This is a genomic window from Tessaracoccus aquimaris (genome assembly GCF_001997345.1).
Taxonomy (GTDB): Bacteria; Actinomycetota; Actinomycetes; order Propionibacteriales; family Propionibacteriaceae; genus Arachnia; species Arachnia aquimaris.
In genome coordinates, this window is record NZ_CP019606.1 from 3,113,627 (window position 1) to 3,125,782 (window position 12,156).

Consider the following 12,156-nt stretch of genomic DNA (forward strand, 5'->3'; position numbering starts at 1 on the left):
CCGCCATCGTCAAATAGGTGCCGGCCCGATGTCTTCAGCGAGTGGCACCTCACGGGTTGAGGTTTCGGGACCTTAGCCAGATGAGTGGGTCGAGCCGGGATTTCCGCACGGTGATCTCGAGGTGGAGGTGTGCGCCTGAGACGTTGCCGGTGGCGCCGACGGCCCCGATGACCTCACCAGCGTGAACGGTCTGCCCAACCGTGACGAGGATGCGGGATTGGTGGGCGTAGAGGAGTTCTGTTCCGTCGGTGGTGGTGAGCACGGTTCTGAGACCGTAGGCGCCGGTGCGGGTGATGCGGGTGATGGTGCCGGCGGTGATGGCTTTGAGGGGTGTGCCGGTGGGGGCGGCGAAGTCGAGGCCGGTGTGGCTGGCGGCCCAGTAGGTCCCTTTCTGGCCGTAGCGCGCGGTGAGGCGGTAGGTGTCGAGCGGTAGCACGAACCGGCCGGTGGCCGGTGGGCTGGTGTTGCCGTGGACGGAGATGTGGACGTGGTCGAGGTGTGAGGCGCTGGGGTCGGGTCCGGTGTAGCAGGAGGCGGTGGTGCCGCATCGGCGCCAGCCTTCGTCGGTGCGGTTGGTGGACCAGAGGTGTTCGCGCCAGATGACGTAGGTCACTCCTAGACCTGTGGCGTTCGCCTTGGCCCATTCTGCGATCTCGGTGCCGAGGCTGATGCCTTGGGGGGTGTCCCTATGTTGCGTGTCAAGCCGCGAGGGACTGTTTCGAGGGTTCGGAGGCTCGGTAGGTTTCCTGGTTGCGGAGCATGGCGTAGAGGACGTCGCAGCGGCGTCGGGATAGGCAAATGAGGGCGGCGTTGTGCTTCTTGCCCTGGGCTCGTTTCCGGTCGTAGTAGGCCCGGCTGATGGGGTCGGATCGCAAGGCGGCGAACGAGGACAGGAACAGGGCGCGTTTGAGGTGCTTGTTGCCTGAGCGGGCTGGGAACTCGCCCCGGATGCTGGTGCCTGAGCGGCGGGTGACGGGTGCCAGGCCGGCGTAGGCGGCCAGGTGTCCGGCGGTCGGGAAGGCGGCGGCGTCTCCGACGTCGAGGAGGATCCGGGCTGCGGTCCTGACCCCGACGCCTGGCATCGAGGTCAGGACCGGGGCAAGAGGGTGCGCATCAACGACCTTCTCGATCTGGGCCGCGAGCTGGCTGCGCTGATCCAGCGTCTGCCGCAGGGTCGCCGCGAGCTGGGGCAGTACCTGTTCGGCCGCGGCAGTGCCGGCCACGACCACGCTCTGCTCACTCAAGGCCTTCCCGATCGCATCGGCGAAGGCCTGCGCGCCACGCGGGTTGGCTTTCGTGATAATTCGCAGCAACCTGGATGGGGTCGCCTTGCCGATGCCCTGGGGGCCGCCCAGGTGCTCGATGACCGCGAGCCCCGCCTTGGTGCTCAACTTGGGTCCGAGGACGCGTTCGAGTGCCGGATGGATCTGGGTGAGCAGGCCGCGGATCCGGTTCGTCAGGCGGGTTGCCTCGGCGGCGAGGTCCTCGTCGAACCCGACCAGCACCTTCAGCTCCGCAAGGGTTTCCTCGCCGAGGTCGACCCGGCGCAGGGTGTGGGGCATGGTCCGGGCGGCATCGGCGATGATGAACGCGTCGCGGGCGTCGGTCTTCGCGTTGCCCGGGTGGAGGTCAGCGATCCGGCGCATCGCCAGCCCGGGCAGGTAGGCAACCTGGATCCCCATCGACGAGGCGACCGCGATCGGCAAGGCTCCGATCGTGTTGGGCTGGTCGACCACGACCAGGACCCGGCCATGGGCCAGCAGGCTGGTGAACAACTCCTCGAGTCGGGCCTGGTCCTGCGGCAGTGGCTTGTCGGCGATCCTTCTTCCGGCAGCATCGAGCGCGCAGGCGTGGTGGGCCTGCTTGCCCACGTCGAGCCCGCACCAAACGTTGAAGCCGATGTCTTGTTCCATGACGAGCATCATCCTTTCATCGATGGTGACGGTCGTCGTGGGATGGTGAAGCGTCAGCTGCCGGCATCCACGTTACGAAGAGACCTCACAAGGGCCGTGTCCCTATCAGCGGTCACCCGACGCCACCAGACCCGGTGACAACACCCCCCGGATCATCAACGACAGGGGCAGTAAGTCATGCCGGGCCCGGCGACCGTCGCCCCATCAACTGGGGCTACCAACAAGGTAACGGGTGCGGTAGTTGGGGATCATGATGTCGACGGCGCGGCCGGTGCCGTGGTCGCGTGGGTCTCCGGGTCGGACGCCGAGGAGAGTGACTTGAGGCCAGCGGGCGTGGACGCATCGCATCACCCGCAGTGCGTCGGGGGTTTGCCCGGTTTCGGCGCGCAGCCCGGTGGGTGGGCAGTTGAGGGCTGGGTCGAGGGTGCCGCAGAGGATCCCGCCGGCTGGCTGGTTGGTGAAGCGGGCGACGAGGGTGCGGGCGAGGGGTTCGTGGCGGGCGTAGGCGTCGGGGTAGGCGCTGATCTGGACGGCTTGGGCTGCTTGGGCGACGGTGAGGGTTTCCCAGTGGTCGATGTTGACTAGCCCGGGGATGTGCCATCCGCTGCGGGTGGTGTGGCCGGTGAAGAAGGTGCGGGCTTGGTAGGTGTCGTCGGCGAGGATCCGTAGGTTCTCTGCTTGGGTGGCGCCGTCGGCGTACCACCCGACTAGTGAGCGTTGCTGGAACAGCCCAAAGTCGCCGTCTCGGTTGGGGCCGGCCATCGCGGCGGGGTTGGCGCCGAGGCTGGATTCCTGCATGGCTGTCGCGATCCCGACGATCGCGCCGTGGGGTCCGGTTCCGACCTCGAGGCTGACTTGGTAGATCAGCTGTGCCCGGGCCATCTGGGCGATGTCGAGCTGCACACCTTCCACGGCATCGCCGGTGAACGTTGTGTTGAGGCAGTGGGCGTTGAGGTCGTAGGTCTGGGCTTGGGGTGCGATGAGGGCGCCGCTGAACAGCACGATGATCCCGAGTGGTGCGAGCAGCAGGATCCCGGCGATGGCAGCGATGAGGGTCTTCATGTCTCAGGTGATTGCTTGGTTGGTGTCGGTGAGCGGGAGCTCGAGGTCTGGGTGGAGGGTGAGGTGGACTTTGTGGAGGCGGGGTCCGACGGCGACGAGGGCTCGGCCTTTGCTGCCCATGGCCCAGCCGGTGACGGTGTCGCGGGCGATGGGTCCTAGTTCGAGGAGTTGTTCGAGGTCGTCGGCGACTTCGGCGTCCTGACCGAAGAGGACTTTGATGTCGCCGAGGTGGAGGAGGTCTTGGGCGATCTGTTGGGCTTGGGAGCCGGTGTGGCCGGCGCCGAGGTAGTCGGAGGGTTTGTGGGCGTTGGCGATCTCGATGTCGCCGTGGGAGCGGGACAGGCGCAGGTCGGCGTCGAAGGAGGCCACTGCGCTGGTGCCCAGGCGCAGTTGTCGCCAGACTTCGTCGCGGACGTTGATGCGTCGCCTGCCGCCGGCTTGGCGCATGGCGGTTCCCCACGAGTTGAGGCACATCAGGGCCATGCCGATGGCGTCGTCGCCGAGGGGTTCGAGGCGCGACAGGGACAGGGATTGGATGGGGGCGGTCCAGTCGATGGTGATGGTGGTGGGGGCGTCGAAGATCCCGGCCATGGCCCCGGAGATGAGTTGGGCGACGGCGTCGCGGAGGAGGCGGGTGTCGCGCAGGAACTCTTCCCGGTTCGCGTAGCGGAGGTCGTCGATGAGGGTGGGGTCGGGGGATTGGAGGGCGTGCCAGATCTGGCCGATGACGATCGGGGCGAGTTGACGGGAGTCGGTGGTGGCGTGGGTGAGGTGCTTGAGGACGGTGGTGAGGATCTGTTCCTCGGTGGGGCCGACTGGAACCTTCTGGTGTCCGATGCTTTGTGAGCCGATGAGGGAGCGCAGCAGGACGACCCAGCGGCCGAAGATGATCGCTGTGCGGCGGCGGTGCTCGTCGGCGTCGAGGGTGTCCCAGTCGGCGGCCAGGGGTCCGGGGTCGAGCGGGTTGAGGCGGGCGGGCATGCCGGGGCCGATGGCCCAGGGTTCGACGCCGAAGTGGCGGCACATGACTTCGTACTCGTCTTTGGGGTCGCCGAGGATGAGGGCTTGGTAGCCGAACGCGAGCATGCGGTTGAGGAACGCTTTGACCCAGGCTGATTTCCCTCGTCCGGGTTTGCCGAAGATGAAGATGTTGGGGTTGGTCACGGGGATGGTGTCGTCGAGGACCCAGCCGTGGGGGTCGACGTAGAAGGTGGTGCCGTTGGCGACGTCGGTGCCCATCGCCGCCCCGGTCGGTGGGAGGGGGCTGGCGGTCAGGAGCGGCCACCAGATCCCCACCTGATCGGAGGTCATCCGGTACTGCTTGACGGGTGGCCGTGACGGCACCCACCCCGCCCCAGCCGTGGGCCGGCCGCGCCATGAGGGTGCCGTGGTGAACTCACGCCTCGTGGACTCTTTGGGGGTGGGGGTGCGGGTGGGGAGGGTGTGGCCGAAGTCGGATAGGAGGGTGGCGATGGTGCGGGCCATGTGGGTTCCTATCGGGTGGTTCGGGCCAGGCTGATGCCCAGGGGGATGGTGGCGGTGACGAAGGCGAGGTCTTGGCTCATGTCGAGGCGTTGGGGTGCCATGGAGCCGCGGCGGATGGCGGCGTCGAGGCGTCGGCCGAACTCGGCGATGGGGGCGGTGGCTGGCACGGTGGTGGAGCACACGGCGTAGGGGTGGGTCATCGCGGCACCCATCGCGAGTTGGGCTTCGGCTTGGTCGAGTTTGTGTTTGCGGTGGACGTCCTTGGCTCCGGTGCGGACCCCGAGCCGGTCGCGCAGTCCTTGGCCGAGGCTTTGCCCGAACTCGGCTTGGGCTGCTTTGCGGTCGGCCACGGTTTGTTTCTCGATGGGAAACACAACGGTGACGCAGCGCCGTTCAAACGGTTCGGAGGGGGCCAGGACGTGGCCCCAGATGCCCATGGTGGCGCCGCGTTCGGGGAGCTTCACGGTGGAGGTGACGGTGTGCCAGGCGTCGTGGGCGTAGTGCCGCACCGCTGCGGTGGCGTAGCTGGGTCCGGCATGGGCCCACGGCACGTGCGCGTTGACGTCGGGGTTGGTGGTGGCTTCGTGGGCAGCACCGGTGAGGGTGTCGCGGTCGCCGGGGGCGAAGCCGAGGCGGACGGCTTCGGCGAGTTCAGGGGAGGTGAGCCAGGTCACGGTGGTGGCTCCCATGGGACCGGTGAGGATGCTGCCGATCTCGGTGGCCAATGACCAGATGGTGTTGAGGCGTCCCTGCCGGGAGCCGCCCATGTGGCGTGCTTCGCGGGCGAGACGTGCCTCAGGGATGACCAGCGTGATGAACGTGTCGGTGCGGATCCCGGCTTGGGACCAGCGCAGGTGTTCGAGTTGGGTGGCGACGCTGGTGACGGGGGCGTCGGGGTCGATGTTGGCGCGCAACCACAGTTCTCGTTCGGTGCAGTCGTCGGGGGTGGCGCGCACCATCAGGTGGATCTCGTCGATCAGTTCGCCTCGGGCGGCGGCGTTGATGAGTTCGGTCAGGCCGGCGGTGTAGCGGTTGCAGGTCTGGTCGGTGGCCATCGCGACCCCGTCGTGGTGGATGCGCGCCGTGATCGCCCACGTCCGGGCGGCGGAGTTCTTGATGATCGCGACCCGGCGCTGGTCCCACCCGGTCGGTGGGCCGTCGAGGACCTCCACCCCGGCCAGCGCGCCGGGCATGTCCACCGCGTCCAGGTCACGCACCGCGCCGCGGGATGCTTTCGACCGGAACGTGAGCCACCCGGCGAGGCCGGCGGTGGCGAAGGCCGCGGCGGCGGCGAGCCAGCCGACCGCTGGGCGGCCACCCAGCGGCACCACCGTCAATGCGAGCACGAGCAGCCACACCGCGGCCCAGCCGAGGCTCGCCGCCCAGCGTTGCTGGCTGATCGCGATCCAGGTCGGGAACGTGGCCAGTGACAAGCCGACCAGCTGCGCCACGCTCAGGCCCCAGATCGCTCCCGCCTTCGGGAGGTGTAGGTGTCAAAGACTCTCGCCGCCATTGCGGTCCTCCGCTTCCTTCACTGGGATCGGCGTCTGGCGCCGGTTCGGTTGTTGTGTGGGTCGATCGGGTCGGCGTGACGGGGTCACGCGCACGTCACCAGCAGGGTCATAGGGGTAGGACTGGTCGCCAACGCCCATCGTCGAGTTCGAGTCCGCCACGACACCGGCGGCCATCGCCCCGGCCTTCTGGAACCCGTCCACCAGCCGCTTCGCTCCCAAGACCACCCCGGCAGCGACGACCCCGGCAGGGCCAGCTGCGCCAGCGGCACGAGCCGCTCCCCCACCGGCACCGACACCGCCGGCTGAAGCACCGGCTGCTGCAGGGGCGCCGGCGGTGGTTGGGGTGAGGCTGGAGGGGGTGATGCTGGCGCTGCGGGTGGTGGTGGCGGTCTCGGCGCCGGGGGTCAGGTGGGTCGCGGCCGCCTCAGAAATGGTGCGTGGCGCGGCGAGACCGGCGCGGAAGCTTGCGCCGCTGCTGGTGCCGGGGTCGACGAAGGCCAGCATCCTGAACAGCGCGACCGGGGACAGGGCGGCGACCAGGATCATCACGACGCTCGGCAACGCCAGTGCGATGGCTTCTTGGGCGGAATCCTCCAGCCCGAGTGCTACGCCGCTGGCGAGTTGGACTCCGGCGCCGAGCATCAAGGTCATCAGCAGGGGCGCGAACGCGGCGGCGTGGAACCAGCGAAACGCCTTCCAGAACCACGCCTCGAAGGGCTTGTACATCAGTCCGGCCGCCGCGAGGGGGGCGGTGGCGGAGATCACGATCAGGGACACGGCCCGGCCGAGCATCACCACCAGATGCGCCAAGGCGCCGAGCCACAGCAGCAGTCCCATCAGCAGGAGCACGGTGGCGGTGGACCCGGAGACGGTGGCTTCGCTCAGGTTGAGGGATTCGGGTTCCCACTGGGAGATGTCGGCGGTGCCGAGCAGGCTCCGGCGCAGTGCGGTGTTGAGGCCTGCCACAGCGGTGATCAGGGCGGCGCCGTAGACGTACCAGAGGCTGCACACGAGCAGGAACTTCACCGACCCGGTCACCACTGCCCCCAGTGAGGCGGCATCCCGGCGCAGCGCGGTGGAGATCAGCTGGACGATGAGCAGCACGATCGCCAACCCGAGCGCCAGCCACAAGGAGATGCCGTAGACCGACAGCAGTGAGGAGCTGCCTTCGGGGGCGAGGTTGGGGGTCAGGAACCAGTCCCCCAAGCCGAGGATGACGCGCATCAGCCACAGGCCGGCGTTCCACACCGTCAGGCAGATGCTGGTCCACGCGTCGACGAAGATCTTCCCGCCCGCCGAGGCGAGGTCCGCGAACATGTCCGAGATGCCATCCCACATGTCGGTCTCAGCCCTCCACCCAGGTCCGCCAACCGGCCTCGACCGCCAGCTCGGTGCCCGGCCACGTCGACGGTGCCGGTACCGGGTGAGATCCTGCTGCGATGACCCAGCGCCGGTCGATCCAGGTCATGCGTTCGCAATGCCCGTAGGCCATGCGGGCCTGATCGCGGTAGGTGTAGGTGAGCTGCGCCAGCACGCACACCACATGCCAGTCATCGCCGTCGGAGCCCTTGATCTGGGCAGCCATCGGTTCGACCTGCATCGTGGCCCCCGGTTCCAGGCCGTCGGTGAGGTGGCCGGCGCGCAGGAACTCCTGGATCAGGACCATCACCGGCCACACCTCACCGGAGGGATCCTCGAACCAGGCATCCTTCACCGCCCGGGCATGGGTCAGGTCCATGGACCCCAGCACCGACCACATGATGTCGCTGAGCTGACCGGCCGCACCCTCGGGGTACGGGGGTATCCCGTGGGTACCCCCTCCGCACCAGTCATGATTCCCTGGGGGATGGTGATGGTCGGCAGGGGCCCCAGCGCGGGCGTACCCCCACGGGCAGCCTCCCGGGAGACGGCGAGCATCGGCGCGGCCGCGATCTCGTCCCGCGTCGACACCTCCAGAACTGGGGGTACGTCCACAGAAGCAGCGGTGTCTGAGGGGGTAGGTGTGAGGGCGTAGTGGATGGCGAACCCGAGTCCGGTGATCATCACCAGCGTGACGGCCAGCACCGCAGCCAGGAGGGTGAGGTGGGCTCGGGTCTCCTTGGTTGTGGTCACCGTGCCACGCAGCCGTCGCCCAGGAACCCGGCCAGGATCCCGGGGATGACCAGGTAGAGGAGGGCGGCGCCGAGCACGACGAACACCCCGATGAGGCCGCCCTTGGAGACGTGGGGCATGGAGAAGACCTTTCCCAGGATCACGGCGGCGACCGCGGCCAGGACGCCGGCGGGGAACGCGATCCACACCAGTGCCCAGCTGAACCAACCCAGGAACTGATCCACCAACGTCTGGGCCCCTTCCGGGGCAACCGGGCACACCTTCCCCCGAGCACCATCCGGATCCGCCGACGGGACCAGCAGCAAGGTGGCGGCGGAGGTGAGCTTGAACAGGGCAAGAGAGAACATCATGGGGTTTCCTTCACTACGAGGGCCAAACCTGCAGCCGACTGCTGCAAGGAACGAGGGAGCGGATCGGGCGTCAACCCGGTCAACGCCAGACGGCGGCACTCCGGCAACAGCTGCACCACACCGGCAGCCAACGCAGCCCGAACACGCGGTCCAGCTGCACCCACGAGGTCACGTGGCAGCCGGCGCCCGGCACGTGTGATCACCGGCACCATCCGGGGTCCATCGATGACTTGCAGGCAGGCCTCCAGCCGGCGGATCGAGGGAACAGAGGCACCAGCCACCACAACCAGACACGCGACGTCATGCCCGAGGGCCGAGCCACTCCAAGCCCCGAGGTCGAGGACCGCCTCACCGGGGGTGCTGCCCGGGGCGTCGTCGGGATCGATGCGCCGGGCCAGCTCAAGCTCGCCGCGCACGCCGATACGCCACCCGTCCCGCTCCCCCAGCTCGTCGGTGGCCGCACCAGCCAAACCCGAAGCATGGGGAGGGGCGAACTCCAGAAGGCGCTTCACCTTCAGTGCCTCTGCCAGCGCGAGCGCGACCGTCGTGGTCCCCACACCACCCGAGACCCCCAGCACCCCAACCGCACCGACAGGGGTGCCGACTGTGGTGGGCTGTGGGACGGTGATGGTGTGGAGTCGGCGCTCCGCCTGAGAGGCGTACGCGGCGCGTAACTCTGCCAGCGACCACTGCGCCACGCTCATCGGTTCGACTCCAGCGCGGTGCGAAGCTCGTCAGGCGAGACATCCAGGAGCTGGTGGCGCGCTTCGATCGCGCATCGCAGTCGGGACACCCAGAACTCCAACTGGGCGCACGCCTCCACATCCGCCTTCGCGGCCGTGATCAACTGCTGCGTCTCATCGTCGGGCATGAGGTCCTCCTGGCTGTGTACACCCTCAGAACCCGCACCAACCCCACCGACAGCGGCGGGAGATCTAAGCAGCCGGCTGGGCCGCTGCGCGCAGATGCTTCAACGCCCTGATCGCACGCGACTGCACCTGATCTGCGGACTCCCCCGGTCCCGCCACCCGAAGGCATGCAGCCCGGGCAGTGATCCCCGCGCTGGCGCGAGCAGTCGCCCCCTCATCAGACGCCGACACCGCCAGCGCCACCAACAAGTCCAGATCCTCACGAGGCAAACCCGCCTCACTCAACGCCCACCAGTAGAGCTCGCTCGACTGCAACGCCTCCCGGTTCGAACGTCCAGCAGGGACCCGTTCGAGAGCTTCCGGAGACACGGCAGCACGTTCCCGCCACACCCGCTCCGACGCCTCACCCCAACCGAACTCCCGATCCAAAGCCCGCCCCACACGCCGTGCGATGCCCTGAGGGATCCAACCCCGAAGCGGCGCGTTCCAGGGGTACTGGACCACCTCACTCCAGAGATAGCCGGCCGCGACTTCCTCGAGGTGCCGAAAGTCGCGCGTGTTCCTCGACCGGATCGACACCACCGACTCACACGCCGGCAGCACCAACGACACCAACACTGCCGTCGCCGAGGTCCGCGACTCATCCACTAAAGTCAGCCGGCCAAGAGCCAGCAGAACCTCACGGTCCTCCTGCCACAAAGCCGTGCCACGCCACGATGCGACTTCTTGGGAACTGCTGAACTGGGCCAGTGACGGCTCGGGCCATGTCCACTCCGGCCACGACGCATCTGCCGTGTCCAGAAGGTGTTCGATGTTGAGGGCTGACCGAACGCTCATCGCGTTTCCTTTCACGAGGTTTGCCCAGAACCTCGCGAAACACCATCCCCACAGACCTACCCCCTGACCGCCTCTCCCGCGCTTCCCTGCAGGGGGTAACTGGCTTTGACTAGGGAAAACACACATACCCCCAAGAGTGGACAAGACCACGTCCATGACTCCGCCCCTGGTGGTCGCGGGAGCTCAAGGTGAGGCCGCTCGCACGGACAATCCCGAGACTGCCTTAGCTCCAGCTCCACAATGTGTCGCCGGTCGAAGGGATACAGGCAGAAGTCACCCGCCAACGCCAAGAGCGAGCCGAGCGTCGATTTCCCCGGCCGCAGGCCTTCATCTCCACAGACTGCTTCGGCCCAAGTTGGGTCCACTCCCAGAAAGGGTCAGTGGTCCCGGCCATGATTCAGGCATGGAGATCATCTACAACAGCGGTAACCAAGGCCCCGTATTCGCGCTGAAGGAGTCAGCTGAGCACGTCTGGCGGATCAACGAGGCACTGGAGAGCGCCAAGACGTGGGGCGAGCTGCGCCGGCTCCTCCCAGAGGAGGAGTGGTCCGAGGTGATTGAGATGTGGCCCGTCACAGACGATGAAGGCAACCCCGTGGTCGTCGACGGCAAGCCGCTGAGGGAGTTCGAAGAGGGCCAAGAAGACGACGAACCGTTCGAGGCCGACGACTTCCCCGGCGTAGCGGACGGCGACTACCCGACGTGGCTGCAGCAGGAGATGGAGGACTGGATGCCCGCCGAGATCGTCGACGAGTACGCCACCGTGCTGGAGACCCGCCTTAATGGGGAGGCGCTGATGTTCCGCGACGAGGACACCGAGTCCATTGCCGACGCCCTGCGGGCACTCGGGCACACGGTGACCTGGACGGACAGGGAGCTCGTCTGAGGTCGTGTGTCAGTGACGGGATGGCCCCCGCTCCTTGATGAGGGAGTCGGGGGCTCGTCGTTCATCGGGAGGGTCAGTCCATGGGCTTGACGTTGGTCTCGATGAACTCGATCTCGTCGTCGTCGAGGCCGTACTTGGCGTACAGCTGCTGGTCGATCTCGGGGATCGACTTCGACCAGTCGATCTCGGAAGCGTAGGTGAAGTCCTGGAGCGGAACGTGCTTCCAAGTGGCGGCCGGATTGTGCTGCGTGGCCTTGAGGACCCCAAGCATGGCTCGTGCGAACTTCGAGCTGATGTACTTCAGACAGGCTCGTGCCTCGTCCTCGGTGTCGAAAGACCCGATGGTGATGAAGGTCTGGGTGACTCCGATTCTGGGACCGAGAACAAGGGGCTTGTTCAATGCGATCCCGAAGAAGTCGGTCGTCGATCCCGAGCCGTTGGCCGCCGCCACGGCGACCTTGTACTTGTCGAAGCTGTCGGGGCCGGTGATGTAGTCGGAACGGATCCATCGAGCGACGCGCCGATTCTTGATGACCCCTCTGATCGCGACAAAGCCGCTCTCTGCTGGTCTGTCCTCCGAGTACAGGAAGGAGAACTGCTCGAAGGCGTTGGTGTTCACCAGTGCGGCGTTGCCTTCGGGGCGCAACGCCCGAGCCTCGGGGTGGTCCTCGTAGAGCTTCTCCGTGTAGCGGTACGAGCGTGAACTCGTGATCCCTGCACTCTCCAGCGGGAGCCCCCCGGTCTCCTGAACCTTTTGGAGGATCGTGCTCAGCTCAGGGTGCTTGGCAAACGAGCCGACAGGCCCGATCTGCTGTAGGGAGTCGCGGTAGGTGACCGCGATCCCACCCTTGATGGGGTCGGTGAGGCCGGGGAACAGCTTCTTGGAGTCGGACTCGTAGTGCGCCACGCTCAAGTGCGGATCGGCAAGCAACTTCTCGTTCCATGCCTTGGGCGTGAACCCCGCGTTGAACAGGAACCTGGCAGGCGTGATGAGCACTGCCTTGTCCGCCACCTCGTGCGCCGCGTCCATGAACAGGTGATACAAGGGCGTGGCACGCGTTCCCTCTCCCTGTGCCTCCTCTTGGTAGGGCGGGTTGCCGATGACGACGTCGAACTTCTTGGTCATGG

The 12,156-nt window shown here is 67.2% G+C and carries 13 protein-coding genes; 1 reads left to right on the forward strand and 12 read right to left on the reverse strand.

What is annotated here, in order from left to right; all coding sequences use genetic code 11:
- Positions 1 to 49: 49 nt before the first annotated feature.
- From BW730_RS14205 to BW730_RS14250, 11 genes are all read right to left on the reverse strand, one after another.
- On the reverse strand, positions 50 to 670 hold the full coding sequence (locus tag BW730_RS14205) for a M23 family metallopeptidase (RefSeq protein WP_077686833.1): 621 nt from the start codon (positions 668 to 670) through the stop codon (positions 50 to 52).
- Between the two features lie 28 nt (positions 671 to 698).
- On the reverse strand, positions 699 to 1,913 hold the full coding sequence (locus tag BW730_RS14210; RefSeq protein ID WP_145952892.1) for an IS110 family RNA-guided transposase: 1,215 nt from the start codon (positions 1,911 to 1,913) through the stop codon (positions 699 to 701).
- Between the two features lie 204 nt (positions 1,914 to 2,117).
- Positions 2,118 to 2,975, reverse strand: a complete 858-nt coding sequence (locus BW730_RS14215) for a VldE C-terminal domain-containing protein (RefSeq protein ID WP_077686834.1) — start codon at positions 2,973 to 2,975, stop codon at positions 2,118 to 2,120.
- Positions 2,976 to 2,978: 3 nt separating this feature from the next.
- Positions 2,979 to 4,460 carry an ATP-binding protein gene (locus tag BW730_RS14220; RefSeq protein ID WP_077686835.1) on the reverse strand — a complete coding sequence of 494 codons (1,482 nt, stop codon included), beginning with the start codon at positions 4,458 to 4,460 and terminating at the stop codon, positions 2,979 to 2,981.
- Between the two features lie 8 nt (positions 4,461 to 4,468).
- Positions 4,469 to 5,911 carry an SCO6880 family protein gene (locus tag BW730_RS14225; protein ID WP_077686836.1) on the reverse strand — a complete coding sequence of 481 codons (1,443 nt, stop codon included), beginning with the start codon at positions 5,909 to 5,911 and terminating at the stop codon, positions 4,469 to 4,471.
- A gap of 42 nt (positions 5,912 to 5,953) precedes the next feature.
- A complete protein-coding gene (locus BW730_RS18650) occupies positions 5,954 to 7,312 on the reverse strand; it encodes a hypothetical protein (RefSeq protein WP_077686837.1) in 1,359 nt (452 codons plus the stop codon).
- 7 nt (positions 7,313 to 7,319) lie between these two features.
- On the reverse strand, positions 7,320 to 7,733 hold the full coding sequence (locus tag BW730_RS14235; protein WP_077686838.1) for a hypothetical protein: 414 nt from the start codon (positions 7,731 to 7,733) through the stop codon (positions 7,320 to 7,322).
- 349 nt (positions 7,734 to 8,082) lie between these two features.
- Positions 8,083 to 8,436: a hypothetical protein gene (locus BW730_RS14240; RefSeq protein ID WP_077686839.1), complete on the reverse strand. Its 354-nt coding sequence runs from the start codon at positions 8,434 to 8,436 to the stop codon at positions 8,083 to 8,085.
- Entirely contained in the window at positions 8,433 to 9,140 is a 708-nt protein-coding gene (locus BW730_RS14245) for a hypothetical protein (RefSeq protein WP_077686840.1), read from the reverse strand. The genes BW730_RS14240 and BW730_RS14245 overlap by 4 nt, the downstream gene beginning before the upstream one ends.
- Positions 9,137 to 9,307, reverse strand: a complete 171-nt coding sequence (locus BW730_RS18655) for a hypothetical protein (protein WP_158522678.1) — start codon at positions 9,305 to 9,307, stop codon at positions 9,137 to 9,139. Before BW730_RS18655 ends, BW730_RS14245 begins: the two co-directional genes overlap by 4 nt.
- 64 nt (positions 9,308 to 9,371) lie before the next feature.
- Positions 9,372 to 10,142 (reverse strand): hypothetical protein, encoded by a 771-nt coding sequence (locus BW730_RS14250; protein ID WP_077686841.1) that lies wholly within the window; start codon positions 10,140 to 10,142, stop codon positions 9,372 to 9,374.
- A gap of 403 nt (positions 10,143 to 10,545) precedes the next feature.
- Here BW730_RS14250 and BW730_RS14255 point away from each other — a divergent pair, with 403 nt between their 5' ends.
- Entirely contained in the window at positions 10,546 to 11,028 is a 483-nt protein-coding gene (locus BW730_RS14255; protein WP_077686842.1) for a hypothetical protein, read from the forward strand.
- 73 nt (positions 11,029 to 11,101) lie between these two features.
- Here the strand turns inward: BW730_RS14255 and BW730_RS14260 are convergent, their stop codons facing one another.
- Entirely contained in the window at positions 11,102 to 12,154 is a 1,053-nt protein-coding gene (locus BW730_RS14260) for an Eco57I restriction-modification methylase domain-containing protein (RefSeq protein ID WP_077686843.1), read from the reverse strand.
- Positions 12,155 to 12,156 lie beyond the last annotated feature (2 nt).